Raw genomic sequence first — 15,012 nt, forward strand, 5'->3', positions numbered from 1 at the left:
GGTCACCATGCCGTCCGGCACCCTTAGCCGATCTGCCAGGGCCGGGTGATACACTCGATTTGACGCGCAAGCGCGCCTGCAGGTCCAGCGATCATGACCCAGATTTCCGAACGCCTTTTGGTTCAGGCCCACCTCGACGCCAAGCAGCCCAACCCGCTGACAGCCGAGCAGGAGGCCGAATACCGTGCGGCCATCGCTGCCGAGCTCAAAGCCCAGAATGCCGTGCTGGTTGCCCATTACTACTGCGACCCGGTCATCCAGGCGCTGGCTGAAGAAACCGGCGGCTGCGTGTCCGACTCGTTGGAAATGGCCCGTTTCGGCAAGAACCACCCGGCCGAAACAGTCATCGTGGCCGGTGTGCGCTTCATGGGCGAGACGGCAAAAATCCTCACCCCGGAAAAGCGCGTGCTAATGCCGACACTGGAGGCCACTTGCTCGCTCGACCTGGGCTGCCCGGTAGAAGAGTTCTCGGCCTTCTGCGACCAGCACCCTGAACGCACCGTGGTGGTCTACGCCAACACGTCCGCAGCGGTGAAGGCACGCGCCGATTGGGTGGTGACTTCGAGCTGTGCCCTGGAAATTGTCGAAAGCCTGATGGACAACGGCGAAACCATCATCTGGGGCCCGGACCAGCACCTGGGCCGTTACATCCAGAAGCAAACCGGTGCCGACATGCTGCTGTGGGACGGTGCCTGCATCGTTCACGAAGAGTTCAAGTCGCGCCAGTTGGCTGACATGAAGGCGCTGTACCCGGATGCTGCGATCCTGGTGCACCCCGAGTCGCCGGAAGCGGTGATCGAGTTGGCCGACGCGGTGGGTTCCACCAGCCAGCTGATCAAGGCTGCCCAGACCCTGCCGAACAAAACCTTCATCGTCGCCACCGACCGCGGCATCTTCTACAAGATGCAGCAGCTGTGCCCGGACAAGGAATTCGTCGAAGCCCCCACCGCCGGCAACGGCGCGGCATGCCGCAGCTGTGCGCATTGCCCGTGGATGGCGATGAACACCCTGGAGCGGGTGCTGGATTGTCTGCGTAATGGCACCAACGAGATTTTTGTTGACCCGGCGCTGGTGCCCAAGGCGATCAAGCCGCTTAATCGCATGCTGGACTTTACCCAGGCGGCGCGGCTGAAGCTGTCTGGTAATGCCTGACGCCAGACCGCGTCATACTCTTCGCGGGCTCGCCCGCGAATCGCCTTCAGCGCCCCATCATTTCCTGAACCATGCGCCGCTGCTCCATGATCTCGCGCTGGCGCTGGTCAATCTGTGAGGCCAGCGGAAAGTTACCGCCCGCCCGACGTTTGGCGTAATCCAGCTGCTGGATTGCCTGATCAAAGTCGCCGACCAGCGTGAAGTACTCGGCACGCGCCCGGTGCAAGCCAATGGTATTGCCCGACAAGCCACGCACCTCGGCCATGTCGTACCACACATCCGGGTCATCCGGCCGACTCTTCACCAGCTCGTTCAACACCTTCTCGGCCTCAGCCGGCTTATTCTGTTTCACCAGCAGGTCGGCACGCACCTGTTTCAACGGGTAGTTGCCCGGGTACAGCCCCTGCATCCGTTCGGCGCGCTGCTGGGCGTCGGCAAGACGGTTGTTGGTGATGTCCAGGTCGATCTGCGCCAGGTTGTAGGTGATGTCGTTGGGCGCCTTGGCCAGCAGCGGCTTGAGCATTTCACGGGCCTCGTTCAATTGCCCGCCCTTGATCTGTGCCAAGGCCAGGCCATAACGTGCGGCATCCAGTTTTGGGTCTTCGTCCAGCTGGGCGCGGAAGCGCTTGGCGGCAAGCCCCGGCGTGCCTTCGTAGGTCAGTGCCACCCGGGCGCGGATCAGCTGGTAGCGCATGCTGTCTTCGATACCACCCTTGGGCGCCTGGTCGGCGCGGTTACGGGTGTCGGCAATACGTGATTCGGTCACCGGGTGGGTCAGCAGGAACTCCGGCGGTTTTGCGTCATAGCGATACTGGCGTGCCAGGCGCTCGAACATGGTCGGCATGTTGCGCGGATCGTAGCCGGCCTTTTCCAGGTTCTGGATACCGATGCGGTCAGCTTCCTGTTCATTCTGGCGCGAGAAGCGCCGTTGCTCCTGAATGGCCGCCGCCTGGGTGCCGGCAATCATGCCGATGCCCGCATCGCCGGCGCCACCTGCGGCCAGCACGATGCCGGCCAGCAGTGCTGCCATCATCGGCAACTGCATACGCTGCTGGGCCTCGACACCCCGCGCGAAGTGGCGTTGCGACAAGTGCGCCAGTTCGTGGGCCAGTACCGAGGCATATTCACCCTCGGTCTGGGCGTTGAGGAACAGCCCGCCGTTGACCCCGACAATGCCACCCGGGGCGGCAAAGGCGTTCAGCTCGCGGCTGTCGATCAGGATGAACTCCAGGCGCCGGTCCTGCAGCTGGCTGGTTTCGGCCAGCTTGTACACGCTGGTTTCGACGTAGTCCTTGAGCTGTGGGTCGTTGAGCTGATTGACCTGGCCGCGCAGCAGGCTGAGCCAGGCACGGCCCAGTTGGTGCTCCTGTTGCGGCGAGACGATCGCAGAACTGGCATCACCCAGTGATGGCAGGTCGTCAGCATGGCCGGGAAGGGCCATCAGGCAGGCCAGCGTCAGCAGGGTAGGGCGCAGTAGATTCATGCATGAAGCTCGCGTCGGATCAAAGATACCTACTGTAGCGGGCTCACACGTTGGCGACCAGTGGCGCTATCCTAGCCAGCCATGCCAAGAAGCACCCTGGCGATGCCTTTGGAGACCCTGCGATGAGTAACACCCTGACCTGCGACGCCGAACTGGACGCCAGCGGGCTGAATTGCCCTTTGCCACTGCTCAAGGCCAAGATGGAGCTCAATCGCCTGGCCAGTGGCGCGGTGCTCAAGGTTATCGCCACGGACGCAGGCTCCCAGCGCGACTTCCGCACTTTCGCCCAGTTGGCCGGTCATACTCTGCTGCAAGAAACGGCCGAGGCCGGTACCTATACTTACTGGCTGCGCAAGGCCTGAGTCTTTTCCAAGGATCGTCAATGTTCAAAGTGCTTCGCGACTGGGTGCAGCGCTACTTCTCCGATGAGGAAGCGGTGGTGCTGGCGGTCCTGTTGTTCCTGGCTTTTACCGCCGTGCTCACCCTGGGCGGCATGCTCGCGCCGGTGCTGGCGGGCATGGTGCTGGCGTTTCTGATGCAGGGGTTGGTCAACGCCCTGGAGCGCGTGCGCGTACCTACACGGCTGGCAGTGATGCTGGTGTTCGCCTTGTTCATGGGCGCACTGGCGGTGTTCATGCTGGTGCTGGTACCGCTGCTGTGGCATCAGCTGATCACGCTGTTCAACGAGCTGCCGGGCATGCTCGGCAAGTGGCAGTCGTTGTTGCTGCTGCTGCCGGAGCGCTATCCGCACCTGGTGTCGGACGAGCAGGTATTGCATGCCATCGAATCGGTGCGCGGTGAAATTGGCAAGTTTGGTCAATGGGCGCTGACCTTCTCGTTGTCCAGCCTGCCACTGCTGGTCAATGCCATGATCTATCTGGTGCTGGTGCCGATTCTGGTGTTCTTCTTCCTGAAGGATCGCGAACTCATTGGCCGCTGGGTCAGTGGCTACCTGCCGCGCCAGCGCACCTTGCTGAACCGGGTGGGCAGCGAGATGAACCGGCAGATCGCCAACTACATCCGCGGCAAGGGTATCGAGATTCTGATCTGCGGCATTGCCACTTACATCGCCTTCATCAGCCTGGGGCTCAATTACGCAGCGCTATTGGCGTTGCTGGTGGGGCTGTCGGTGGTGGTGCCTTACGTGGGCGCGGTGGTCGTGACCGTGCCGGTGACCCTGATTGCGCTGTTCCAGTGGGGCTGGGGCGACCAGTTCATCTACCTGATGACGGTGTACGCGATCATCCAGGCGCTGGATGGCAATGTGCTGGTACCGCTGCTGTTCTCCGAAGCGGTGAGCCTGCACCCGGTGGCGATTATCTGCGCGGTGCTGCTGTTTGGCGGGCTATGGGGGTTTTGGGGGATATTCTTCGCCATCCCCCTGGCGACGCTGATCAAGGCCGTGCTGGATGCGTGGCCCAAGCAGGAGCCTAGCGTTTCACCGATGCTTTGAATGTCATTGGGGCCGCTCTGCGGCCCTTCGCGGGCACGCCCGCTCCCACTGGGCCCTGCACAATTCCTGTGGGAGCGGGCGTGCCCGCGAAGGGCTGCAAGGCAGCCCCATTCAATTTCAAGCCTTGTTCAGGGTCTGAGCAGCAGCCAGAACTGCATCCACATGCCCGGGCACTTTCACGCCACGCCATTCCTGGCGCAGCACCCCGTCCTTGTCGATCAGGAAAGTGCTGCGGTCAACGCCCATGTACTCCTTGCCATACAGCTTCTTCAGCTTGATCACGTCGAACAGCTGGCACAGGGCCTCGTCCTTGTCGCTGATCAGCTCGAACGGGAAACCTTGCTTGGCCTTGAAGTTCTCGTGCGACTTGATGCCATCACGCGACACACCGAATACCACGGTGTTGGCCGCGGCGAAGGCGTCATGCTGGTCGCGGAAGCCCTGGCCCTCGGTGGTGCAGCCTGGGGTGCTGTCCTTGGGGTAGAAGTACACCACCACCTGCTGGCCCTTGAGTTCGGCAAGGCTGACGGTTTGCCCGCTGGTGGCCTGGGCCTGGAAGTCGGCGACAGGTTGGTCGAGTGCTACAGCCATGATCGGTTTCCTTACATTGGGTTCTGGGGACGCCATGGCTCGATCAGTGCGTCGAGGTTCAGGGCATCGGCAAAGTCCAGGAACTGGTCGCGTAGCCAGCTGATCTGCGTGCCGGCCGGCAGAATCACGGTGAACTGGGCGTTGAGCATGCTGCTACCGGTTTGCGGCGCCAGGTAGGTGTCGCAGGTCATGGCTTCCAGCTCGACGCGGTGGTCAAGGAAGAACTGGCACAGCTCGTTGATGATGTCCGGGCGGTAGGCAGCGCTGACGTAGGCTACATACGGAAGGGCCTGCGGGCGCACTTCCTGGTCCGCGCTGCGGACCACGTCGAGGGTCAGGCCGTGCTTCTTGCCCAAGCCTGGCAGGGTGGACTCGAGACGTGCCAGGGCGTCCCAGCTGCCGCCCACCTGCAGCACCAGGGCGCTGGTCTCGCCGTGGCGGCTCAGGCGCGAGGTGACCACCGCGCAGCGGTTTTCGAAGGCAGCGCGGCTGAGGACGTTGGCCAGCTCCATGGGGTTCGGGCCCAGGGCACTGATGACAAGGAATTGTTCGCGGACGGTGGGGGTGGACATGCAGCATTCCTAAAGCGATGAGCGGTCGGCACAGGACGGGCAAAAGCCTCCTGTCGGCAGGGCCCGGGGCTCGCATGCGAGGTCTTGGACGCTGGCGGGGAGCAAGGTCGACGGCCCGGCGGGCCGCGCTGCACCGATCAAAGGGCCAAGGGTAGCGAAATAAGCCGCCGAGGGGAATGCTCCACCCGCCTGCTTCGCTTGTGCAAGGTCGATGCCCCCAGTACCATTACCGCTCTCTTTTTCCGGCAGGAGCAGTTACATGATTGCGGGCAGTATGGTGGCATTGGTCACACCCATGGATGCACAAGGGCGTGTTGACTGGGGCAGCCTCGACAAACTTGTAGACTTCCACCTGGAAAACGGCACCCATGCGATCGTCGCTGTCGGCACCACCGGTGAGTCGGCCACGCTGGATGTCGAAGAACACATCCTGGTCATCAAGCACGTGGTCGAGCGCGTCAAACGCAGCGCCAAACCGATTCCGGTCATCGCCGGCACCGGTGCCAACTCCACCGCCGAAGCCGTGCACCTGACCCAGAACGCCAAGAATGCTGGCGCCGACGCCTGCCTGCTGGTTGTGCCCTACTACAACAAGCCAACGCAAGAAGGCCTGTACCAGCACTTCAAGCACATTGCCGAAGCCGTCGACATCCCGCAGATCCTCTACAACGTTCCCGGCCGTACCTCCTGCGACATGCAGGCCGAGACCGTGATCCGCCTGTCGACCGTGCCGAACATCATCGGCATCAAGGAAGCCACGGGCGACCTGGCCCGCGCCAAGGCCATTCTCGATGGCGTCAGCAAGGACTTCATCGTCATGTCCGGCGACGACCCGACTGCCGTCGAGCTGATCCTGATGGGCGGCAAGGGCAACATCTCCGTCACCGCCAACGTCGCTCCGCGCGAAATGGCGGACCTGTGCGAGGCCGCCCTTGAGGGCAATGCCGAGAAGGCCCGCGCAATCAACGAAAAACTCATGCCGCTGCACAAAGACCTGTTCTGCGAGTCCAACCCGATCCCGGTGAAATGGGCGCTCGTCGAAATGGGCCTGATGCAAAAAGGTATTCGCCTGCCACTGACCTGGCTGAGCGAAGGCTGCCACGAAAAAGTCCGTACTGCCTTGCGCCAGTCCGGCGTACTGGTTTAAGAGGAAGTACACCGCATGAAGCGACTGGCTGGTCTTTCCGCCCTTGCCCTGATTATCTCCACCACCAGTGGGTGTGGCTGGCTGTGGGGTGAGGATGGCTATTTCCGCGACCGCGGCAGTGACTACCTGCAGGCGCACCCGACCGCGCCGATGCAGCTGCCGCCGGACGCCAGCAACGTCAAACGCCTTGACCCGCTGCTGCCGATTCCGCGTAACGTCGCTGACGATACCGTCAAGGGTGAGTTTGAAGTGCCTCGCCCGCAACCGTTGACGGGCGGTGCCGCCCAGGTCACCGACTACAGCCTGCAACGCAGCGGCAGCAGCCGTTGGGTGCTGGCCCAGCATTCGCCAGCCGAAGTGTGGCCGGTAGCCCGGCAGTTCTTCGAGGATAACGGCTTCCGCATTGCCGAAGAGCGCCCGCAGACGGGCGAGTTCAACACCACCTGGCAGCGCTTCGACGAACTGTCGGCATCGCTTGGCCAGCGTCTGGCCAGCACTGCCAGCAGCGGCGACAGCGAGGTGCGTGTCCGTGTGCGCATGGAGCCTGGCGTGCAGCGCAACACCTCCGAGGTGTATGTGGTCAGCGTCGAGCGCCCGGCCGGCAGCACTGCCGAGCCTGCGTTCCCGTCCAGCTCCAGCAATACCGGCACCGATGCCCTGCTGGTCGACGAAATGCTTGCCAGCATGAACCGCAGCGCCGAGAAGGGCGGTTCGGTGTCGCTGCTGGCCGCGCGCGATTTCGACGCCCCAAGCCGCGTCAGCCTGAGCGAAGACGGCAGCGGCAACCCGGTGCTGTACCTGGGCTCCGACCTGGACCGCGCCTGGTCTGGCGTGGGCCGTGCGCTGGAGCAGGGTGGCGAATGGCGTGTTGAAGACATCAACCGCAGCCTGGGCCTGTACTACATCAACCTGTCCGAAAAGCCTGACGACAAGCAGAACCAGCCTGGCTTCTTCAGCCGCCTGTTCGGCAGCGAGCCGACCAAGGAAGAGCGTGAAGCCCGTGCCGAGCGTTACCAGGTTCGCCTGAGCAAGGTGGGTGAGAGCGTGCAGGTCACGGTCGAGAAAAACATCAACACCGTGGCTCCGGCCGATGTCGCCCGCCGTGTGCTGAGCGCCATTCAGGACCACCTGGGCTAAGTGCGCTTCGCGGTACTCGGAAGCGGCAGCCAAGGGAACGGCACGCTGATCGCCAGTGGTGACACGTTCATCCTGGTCGATTGCGGCTTTTCCCTGCGTGAAACCGAGCGGCGCCTGGCGCTGCTCGGGGTTTCTGCCGCTCAGCTCAGTGCAGTGCTGGTCACCCACGAACATGCCGACCACGTGCATGGGGTCGGCTTGCTGTCACGGCGCTACAATGTACCGGTCTACCTCAGCCAAGGGACTTTGCGCGGCATGCGCAAGCCGGTGGAGGTGGCCGGTTTTCTCGCGTGTGGCCAAAGCCTGCGTATCGGCAGCCTGGAAGTAACCGCAGCGCGGGTCGAGCACGACGCCTACGAGCCGTTGCAGTACGTGGTCAGCGACGGCAAGCGGCGCTTTGGCATGCTGACCGACCTGGGCTCTTACGACGCGCTGTTGCTGGAGCGTTACCAGGGCCTGGATGCACTGCTGATCGAGGCCAACCACTGCCGCGACCTGCTGGCACGTGGTCACTACCCGGCTTTTCTGAAGCAGCGGGTGGGTGGCATGCAAGGGCATTTGAACAACCACCAGGCCGCGCGCCTGGTGCACGAGTTGGGCTGGAACAACCTGCAACACCTGGTGCTGGCCCACCTCAGCAGCAAGAACAACCTGCCACACTTGGCCCGCCAGTGCTTTGTCGACACCCTCGGGTGTGACCCGGACTGGCTCCAGGTGGCGAATCAGGAACACGGGCTCGACTGGCGCGAAATCGCCTAGCCCAACACCTCAAGCAAGCGGAGCCCAATCATGGAAAAACGCGAAGAACTTTACCGCGGCAAGGCCAAATCGGTTTACAAGACCGACGACGCCGACCGCTTGATCCTGCTGTTCCGTAACGACACTTCGGCGTTCGACGGCAAGCGTATCGAACAACTCGACCGCAAAGGCATGGTGAACAACAAGTTCAACGCCTTCATCATGCAGAAATTGGAAGAAGCCGGCGTGCCGACCCAGTTCGACAAGCTGCTGGGCGACAACGAGTGCCTGGTGAAGAAGCTGGACATGATTCCGGTCGAGTGCGTGGTGCGTAACTACGCTGCCGGCAGCCTGGTCAAGCGCCTGGGCGTGGAGGAGGGCATCAAGCTGGAGCCGTCCACCTTCGAGCTGTTCCTGAAGAACGACGAGAAGGGCGACCCCTTCATCAACGAATCCCACGTTGTCGCGTTCGGCTGGGGCACCGCCGAGCAACTGGTAGAAATGAAGAAGCTGTCGTTGAAGGTCAACGAAGTGCTGAGCAAGCTGTTCGATGACGCCGGCCTGCTGCTGGTCGACTTCAAGCTGGAGTTCGGCGTATTCCACGGCCAGATCGTGCTGGGCGACGAGTTCAGCCCGGACGGCTGCCGCCTGTGGGACAAAGAAACCCGCAAGAAGATGGACAAGGACCGCTTCCGTCAGGGCCTGGGCGACGTGATCGAAGCCTACGAAGAAGTTGCCAAGCGCCTGGGCGTGCCGCTGTAAGCGGCACGTTCACGCAAGCGCCTGATACCACGCGGTTTTTTTGAAAAAAAGATTTGCGTTTTAAAAGAACGCTGGTATGATGCGCGGCATTGGAGAGATGCCGGAGTGGTCGAACGGGACGGATTCGAAATCCGTTGTACTGGCAACAGTACCTAGGGTTCAAATCCCTATCTCTCCGCCATACATAGAAAACCCTTGCAATTCAATGAGTTGCAGGGGTTTTTTATTTCCTGTTGTACTACTCATTTGTATCACTTTGCCGACTGGTATTAGTGGCAGGTGCATGTCTTTTGCGTGGTGACGTTGTGGGCAATGTCACGCTTAGCAATGTCCTTGGGCGGCTCCTGTGCCTACACTCCCTGTGGGCTGTCGAAAGCTCTGCAGAACGTGCGAAAAACACATAGTATTCGTGTCCCAACAAGGACAGTTCAGAACGCAGGCGTTGGTGACAGTCGTCACGGTCGCTGAGCGGACTGGCCACCAGATGCCAATGCAGGCGCGATCTATGAAATCCAGACCTGAAGACGTACTGATCTACCACATCACAGATATTGCCAATCTGCCCGGAATTATTGCCTCTGGCCTTCAGTCAGATGCAGTGATGGTTCAATCGGGGCAGCATTCGGTCATTGGCTACGATCACATCAAGCTTCGCAGGCTCCAAGAGATAAGCGTTGACTGCTGCGAATCTATGTATGTTGGGGAGTTTGTACCTTTTTATTTTTGTCCGCGTACTCCGATGCTTTACACCGTCAACATGGGTAATACGGGCAAGCCTGCGGGGTGTCAACGTGACATCGTCCACCTCGTGAGTTCAGTCGGTACCGGTATCGAGCTTCAACGGCATTGGGCCTTCAGCGACGGCAATGCTGGCGCTAGGCACACAGACTTTTATAACGATATTGATAAGCTCGCTGACTTGGATTGGTCCACAATCAATGCCAAGTATTGGGGAGAGAAACGGCATCAAAAGCAATCAGAGTTCTTGGTTGCAGGGCAATTCCCTTGGCGGGGAATCCATTTTATTGGCTGTCATAGTCAGGCGGCGGTTGAGAGAGTGCAAGAGGTTATGCGCGAGTCGACACATCAGCCTGAAGTGAGCGTCAAAAATGCCTGGTACTTTTAATATGATCAAGCTTAGCAAAGGAAACCTTCTTACAGCACCCGCTGAGGCATTGGTGAACACCGTGAACACTGAGGGTGTCATGGGCAAAGGTATCGCGCTGCAATTCAAGCAAGCATTTCCTGGTATGTTCAAAAGCTATCAGGATGCCTGCAAGAATGATGCCGTAAAGCTGGGTAAGGTTCATGTGTTTGATCTTGGCGGGTTAGTTGGTGGTCCGCGTTGGATTATAAACTTTCCAACCAAAGGGCATTGGAAGTCAAAGAGCAAGCTGGAGAACATCCAAAGCGGCCTTGATGATCTAGTGCGTAAAGTGAATGAGTTGGATATCAAGTCGATTGCAATTCCTCCACTTGGTTGCGGATTGGGTGGCCTTAAGTGGGAGGAAGTTCAGCCGGCAATTGTGGAGGCGTTTTCGGTTTTGCCAGAGGTCGAGGTTTTGTTATACCCGCCATCTGGCGCGCCAGCAGCAAAGGAAATGCCGAACAGAACAGAGCGTCCAAAGATGACCGATGGCCGTGCCGCGCTGATTCTATTGATGGATCGATATCTAAAAGGGCTCCTTGACCCATTTGTCAGTTTGCTCGAAGTGCATAAGCTTGTGTACTTCTTACAGGAAAGCGGCAAGCCACTTCGACTTCAGTTTGAGGCTAAGCAGTATGGCCCATATGCTAAGAATCTTAGGCAGGTACTGATTAAGTTAGATGGCCACTTTATCCATGGCTATGGTGATGGTCAGGATGACCCCACTAAGCCGTTGGAGCTAAAGATGGGGGCTGTCGAAGAGGCCGAACAGTTTCTGTGTAATGATGTTGAAACCATGCATCGTATGGAAAGAGTTGTAGAGCTAATTGACGGATTTGAAGATCCGTATGGAATGGAGCTGCTAAGTACCGTTCACTGGGTTATGTGCAATACCACCGGGGCGAAAGATTATCCTGAGCTGGCCATCAGGGCTGTGCATGACTGGAGTGAGCGGAAGAAGATGTATCTAAAGCCCGCTCACTTAGAGAGAGCCTGGTACCGTCTGAAGGAGATGAGCTGGGATTCCGAGTCTCAAAGCAGCCTTCGTTAGTTCTAACAAAGGGTCGAGCGTCTGTTCGGCCCTACTTTTCACGTGGACGTCCAGTTTTTATTGGGTTTACTGGGGGGGAAATCGATTGGTTGAGGGGCCCTATCTCTCCGCCATACGCGAAGTAGTCGAAGCCCCCGAAAACGTTGATGTTTTCGGGGGCTTCGTCGTTTCAGGGGTTTCAGTTAGGGCAGATTTGGGGCAGATTTGCGACCTTTCTTGACATTCAAACCTTCGGTTCAGAGAGCTGGTAGAGCTGGAAGCAAACCTGAGTCTTCAAGTGGCACTCAGTCGTGCTCAAATCGTACACGTCGGATTTTAAGTCCGGACGCCTTCCACCCCTCGAGTTTTTTCAGGTGGTTTTTGACGTAGGCCAAGGTGTCAAAAGGCGTTAGATAATGACCGCTTTCGTTATTTAGCTGAATAACCCCGTCCTTTATTGTAAGCATGCCAGCAGAAATTGCTGTGGGATGCGAAATTTCAGATTTTGCAGCAATGGCCACTATGCTTGAGTGCGAAGGGTCAGTACCTGAGGCATCATCGTAGCTGCCGATAATGAATTTATTATCCTCTGTCATTACCCATTTATGCTTCTGCTCCGGGCGGATGTCATTTTTGAAAAAATTCACATGCGTAGGCATATTAATCTGTGCCTTGTTATCGTCCATATAGCCTTTCATTAGCTCGACCTCACTGCTGAGTTTTCCTTGTTTAACATCTGTCAGTGGACGAGGTCTTTGGGGGCGCCACCAGCTATAGCCGCTAGGGTCAGTTCTGTTCACCGGGTCACAAGCGCAATAGGCGTATGCATTTAAGCCGCCACGATGAAATGGGCTGAGCGGGTCTGGATTTAGAAAGCGCATCAGAACGGGGCTGTAGGCTCGCTTGCCATTGCCGAGTAGATAACAATTGATCCTTGTCAGTATATGTTCGCTATTAAATGCAAGCTGCGTTGAAATTCCAGGCACCAGTGTGTGGTATCCGTAGGGGCTGTAGGTACGATGCAGTAAAAACGACGCTTCCGTGCTGCTTCGAGTGTTGCTCATAACGGATGGCCCCTTTCGATTTTCTCACTGATGGTTGCTGAGGTCATTATGTGTTATCTCTAGTGACTTGCTGAACTGGCAGAAATACCAGGGTTTAGCTGCTTCGGGGTGGGGCCGCTATGCCCCCTAAGGCCAGCATCAACTGCTGCATCGTGGAGCCGCCTGTTTTATCCATTCCCAATTGACGGCTGCACCTTGCGCAAGATATTCATGCCTTGGCTTTCACCTCTTCACCCAAAGCAAACACTAAGGTTTGAGCGTCATTAGCCTTCGTTGTATCTGCCAGAAAAGCCCCGATGGCCTCGGAGCTGTCGAGAAAGCGGCAAGCCTCGAAGCGCTTGGTATTGCTCAAGTCCAGTTCAAGGATGGGCATATCCTCGGGGGGGCATGTGTCGCTCTTAGTTGTTTGCCTCGTAACGCATCAAGAATTTCCTTGGGTCGGTTAGGGGCTCCGATTCGATCCGATTTATCGCTACGCTTGAGCATCAGGTAGCCAGTCAAGCCCGTTCGTACGAAGTATTTCCGATATTCGGCGCAACAAACGGGCTATTGGGTTGACCTTACTTTTTCATCACCCCCAGCTCAGCATCATCCAACAGCGCCTTGGCCATCGCGCTCAGGTAATGCGAGGCCCAGATCAGTTTCTGGTCGCCGTCCATCAGGCCGGTGATGATCAGGTCGCGCACGTAACCCATCAGTTCGGACGCCTGTTCGCGGGCGTCCTGGCAGGGGGTGCCGGGTTCGATGCGGAACAGCGGGTGGGTGTTGTTTTCGCCTTGGTAGAAGCAGGTCTTGCCGACTGTGGTGGGTTCTGTTGTGTTGTCGGTGGGCATTGTTTTGTTTCCCTGGATTCTGGGTTGCCTGGGCTGGCCTCTTCGCGGGCATGCCCGCTCCCACAGGTGCTGTGCAGTGCATGACGGCTGTGATGACCCTGTGGGAGCGGGCGTGCCCGCGAAGAGGCCTGACCTGCTAATGCAAGGTGTGAGGCTCTGTGGGTAAATGCGGCCGCATCTGCAACTGCATCAATGCCGACTCGACCAGCCCCTGTACCGCTTCCATTTCATGGATCACGGCCTGCATCACGATCGAGCTGTGGGCGGTAGGTTTGAGTTGCACGGATTGACGCGCGACGGACAGGGCGCAGAGTACGTACTCTGAGGACTGGACCAGGGTGTCTTGCAGGATCTGGGTGGAATGGGGGGAGTAGGGTGGATCGGGGACTGTCTTGCGCATGTAAGCTCCTTGGGTAGTGGAGCCGCCTGGCAACGCTGTCAAACGAATGGAGGCAGCTATACATGGGTTGACAGACCGGTACCCAAGGACCCGGCGCACACGAATGTGCCCCATGCACAGCTGCCATTAAGCGCTGCAACGGAAACTTGAGTAGTCGGCCTGTCAAAGCCGGTCGCTGATTTCACAACGACGAGCCGAGACTAGAGCGCGACCGAATCCGTCGCAACCGTTTGAGCGGGTTGGCAGTATGTTTGGGAAACGCCCTACAAGGAAGGGGATAATTCTGAGTAGAAGTTGTAGGACGGATTTCTACTAATCAATCAGACAGGCTTCCTGCAACATTTTGTCTTGAACTGCCAATGGCACCTTGGGCTACAATGCGGCCCTCTGATACGCCACTCACGCCCAGGCCACACGCCGTAATGATTACGCGCGCTGGGCGATGAACTCTTCCTGACATGGATTCGTTGGATGCTTTGCGCCGTACTGGTCTCCCCCTGCGCCCCTCGCTGGACGGCTGAATTGTCGTCTGCGGCCAGTGCTGCACACTTTCTGAAAACCCCGCACAAACTCGAATGCTGCCGCCAACCATTGGCTGCGGTACGCGGCTGTGCGCCCCACCGAAAATGGAGTGCTCCACTTGCGTAAGAAATTCGTCGCGTCCCTTCTGGCGGTCGCCATCGCCTCTACCACGGCCTGTGCACAGCTCGGGATCAGCAAAGAGCAAGCGGGCACCGTGATCGGTGGCCTGGCCGGTGTGGCCATCGGCTCGACCATGGGCAGTGGCAACGGCAAGATCGCCGCTGCGCTGATCGCAGGTGGCATTGGCGCCTACGTGGGCAACCGCATCGGCCACATGCTCGATGAAAAGGACCAGCAAGCCCTGGCGCTGCGTACGCAGGAAGTGCTGAGCCAGCAGCAAACCACTGCCAGTGCCCAGCCAGTGACCTGGAAGTCCGACCACTCCGGCGCCACCGCGCAGATCGTGCCGGGCAAGGAATACACCAAGACCAAGCAGGTCGAGGTCAAGCGCGCGCCGAAGATCCAGGCGGTGCCGTCGATGAAGCTGATCAACGAGCCGTATGTGACCATCAGCGACAACCTCAACGTGCGTGCTGCGCCTAACCAGACTGGCGAGAAGGTCGGCAGCCTGAAGAACCACACCGAATTCACCGCCGTGGGCTCCACCGGTGACTGGATTCTGGTCGGCCGCAAGGGTGTGACCGTGGGCTATGTGCACAAGAACTACGTCTAGCCCAAGGCGCAAGCGGTTGCCAAGCGTGTAACGCCAGCCGTCAACCTGGACGAGCTGGACGTTGCCGCCAGCAAGGAAACCCAAGGCTTCGACCTGGACTCGGTGCAGTCGCTGCCAACCCAGACAGTTGCCGCCGAAGCGGCCTGCCGCCCGGTCACCGTCAGCCTGAAATCGCAAAGCGGCCAGACCGAACAAGAGCAGAACACCTTCTGCAAACAAGCCAACGGCACCTGGGAACTGATCTGAGG

At 59.0% G+C, this 15,012-nt stretch carries 16 protein-coding genes, 1 tRNA gene and 1 pseudogene; 11 read left to right on the plus strand and 7 right to left on the minus strand.

Features of this window, described 5'->3' with window-relative positions; genetic code table 11:
- The first annotated feature begins 93 nt into the window (after positions 1-93).
- Positions 94-1,152 carry a quinolinate synthase NadA gene (gene nadA / locus ACK59Z_RS15290; protein WP_003254747.1) on the plus strand — a complete coding sequence of 353 codons (1,059 nt, stop codon included), beginning with the start codon at positions 94-96 and terminating at the stop codon, positions 1,150-1,152.
- A gap of 46 nt (positions 1,153-1,198) precedes the next feature.
- On the opposite strand, the gene ACK59Z_RS15295 is transcribed toward nadA, so the two are convergent.
- A complete protein-coding gene (locus ACK59Z_RS15295; protein WP_014590004.1) occupies positions 1,199-2,635 on the minus strand; it encodes a M48 family metalloprotease in 1,437 nt (478 codons plus the stop codon).
- Positions 2,636-2,757: 122 nt separating this feature from the next.
- Between ACK59Z_RS15295 and ACK59Z_RS15300 the strand changes: the two genes are divergently transcribed.
- Positions 2,758-2,997, plus strand: a complete 240-nt coding sequence (locus ACK59Z_RS15300) for a sulfurtransferase TusA family protein (protein ID WP_003254745.1) — start codon at positions 2,758-2,760, stop codon at positions 2,995-2,997.
- Between the two features lie 20 nt (positions 2,998-3,017).
- The gene (locus tag ACK59Z_RS15305) at positions 3,018-4,088 is read left to right on the plus strand and encodes an AI-2E family transporter (RefSeq protein ID WP_003254744.1); all 1,071 of its coding nucleotides are present in this window, start codon (positions 3,018-3,020) and stop codon (positions 4,086-4,088) included.
- Between the two features lie 117 nt (positions 4,089-4,205).
- Here ACK59Z_RS15305 and ACK59Z_RS15310 read toward each other — a convergent pair whose 3' ends face one another.
- Positions 4,206-4,679, minus strand: coding sequence for a peroxiredoxin (locus tag ACK59Z_RS15310; RefSeq protein WP_014755600.1), 474 nt, complete (start codon positions 4,677-4,679; stop codon positions 4,206-4,208).
- A gap of 11 nt (positions 4,680-4,690) precedes the next feature.
- On the minus strand, positions 4,691-5,251 hold the full coding sequence (locus tag ACK59Z_RS15315) for a glycine cleavage system protein R (RefSeq protein WP_003254741.1): 561 nt from the start codon (positions 5,249-5,251) through the stop codon (positions 4,691-4,693).
- 259 nt (positions 5,252-5,510) lie between these two features.
- On the opposite strand from ACK59Z_RS15315, the gene dapA reads away from it, so the two are divergent.
- The 7 genes from dapA (at position 5,511) to ACK59Z_RS15350 (ending at position 11,233) form a co-directional block, all read left to right on the plus strand.
- Positions 5,511-6,398: a 4-hydroxy-tetrahydrodipicolinate synthase gene (dapA, locus tag ACK59Z_RS15320; RefSeq protein WP_003254739.1), complete on the plus strand. Its 888-nt coding sequence runs from the start codon at positions 5,511-5,513 to the stop codon at positions 6,396-6,398.
- 15 nt (positions 6,399-6,413) lie between these two features.
- A complete protein-coding gene (bamC, locus tag ACK59Z_RS15325; protein ID WP_003254738.1) occupies positions 6,414-7,535 on the plus strand; it encodes an outer membrane protein assembly factor BamC in 1,122 nt (373 codons plus the stop codon).
- A complete protein-coding gene (locus tag ACK59Z_RS15330) occupies positions 7,536-8,294 on the plus strand; it encodes an MBL fold metallo-hydrolase (RefSeq protein ID WP_003254735.1) in 759 nt (252 codons plus the stop codon).
- A 30-nt stretch (positions 8,295-8,324) separates the two neighbouring features.
- The gene (gene purC / locus ACK59Z_RS15335; protein ID WP_003254733.1) at positions 8,325-9,035 is read left to right on the plus strand and encodes a phosphoribosylaminoimidazolesuccinocarboxamide synthase; all 711 of its coding nucleotides are present in this window, start codon (positions 8,325-8,327) and stop codon (positions 9,033-9,035) included.
- 91 nt (positions 9,036-9,126) lie between these two features.
- Positions 9,127-9,216: transfer RNA gene (locus ACK59Z_RS15340), tRNA-Ser, on the plus strand.
- Positions 9,217-9,540: 324 nt separating this feature from the next.
- Positions 9,541-10,161, plus strand: coding sequence for a DUF4433 domain-containing protein (locus tag ACK59Z_RS15345; protein ID WP_230064936.1), 621 nt, complete (start codon positions 9,541-9,543; stop codon positions 10,159-10,161).
- 1 nt (position 10,162) lies between these two features.
- A complete protein-coding gene (locus tag ACK59Z_RS15350; protein WP_230064937.1) occupies positions 10,163-11,233 on the plus strand; it encodes a macro domain-containing protein in 1,071 nt (356 codons plus the stop codon).
- 284 nt (positions 11,234-11,517) lie between these two features.
- Here ACK59Z_RS15350 and ACK59Z_RS15355 read toward each other — a convergent pair whose 3' ends face one another.
- From ACK59Z_RS15355 to ACK59Z_RS15370, 4 genes are all read right to left on the minus strand, one after another.
- On the minus strand, positions 11,518-12,276 hold the full coding sequence (locus ACK59Z_RS15355) for an RHS repeat-associated core domain-containing protein (protein WP_409293363.1): 759 nt from the start codon (positions 12,274-12,276) through the stop codon (positions 11,518-11,520).
- 208 nt (positions 12,277-12,484) lie between these two features.
- Positions 12,485-12,628, minus strand: coding sequence for a hypothetical protein (locus ACK59Z_RS15360; RefSeq protein WP_180688697.1), 144 nt, complete (start codon positions 12,626-12,628; stop codon positions 12,485-12,487).
- Positions 12,629-12,836: 208 nt separating this feature from the next.
- Positions 12,837-13,109, minus strand: a complete 273-nt coding sequence (locus ACK59Z_RS15365) for a DUF3077 domain-containing protein (protein ID WP_409293365.1) — start codon at positions 13,107-13,109, stop codon at positions 12,837-12,839.
- Positions 13,110-13,245: 136 nt separating this feature from the next.
- Positions 13,246-13,509, minus strand: coding sequence for a hypothetical protein (locus ACK59Z_RS15370; protein ID WP_003254728.1), 264 nt, complete (start codon positions 13,507-13,509; stop codon positions 13,246-13,248).
- A gap of 640 nt (positions 13,510-14,149) precedes the next feature.
- On the opposite strand from ACK59Z_RS15370, the pseudogene ACK59Z_RS15375 reads away from it, so the two are divergent.
- A pseudogene (locus ACK59Z_RS15375) lies at positions 14,150-15,010 on the plus strand (SH3 domain-containing protein).
- Positions 15,011-15,012 lie beyond the last annotated feature (2 nt).

The sequence above is a fragment of the Pseudomonas sp. KCJK9058 genome (assembly GCF_046230975.1).
In the GTDB taxonomy this organism is placed as follows: Bacteria; Pseudomonadota; Gammaproteobacteria; order Pseudomonadales; family Pseudomonadaceae; genus Aquipseudomonas; species Aquipseudomonas alloputida.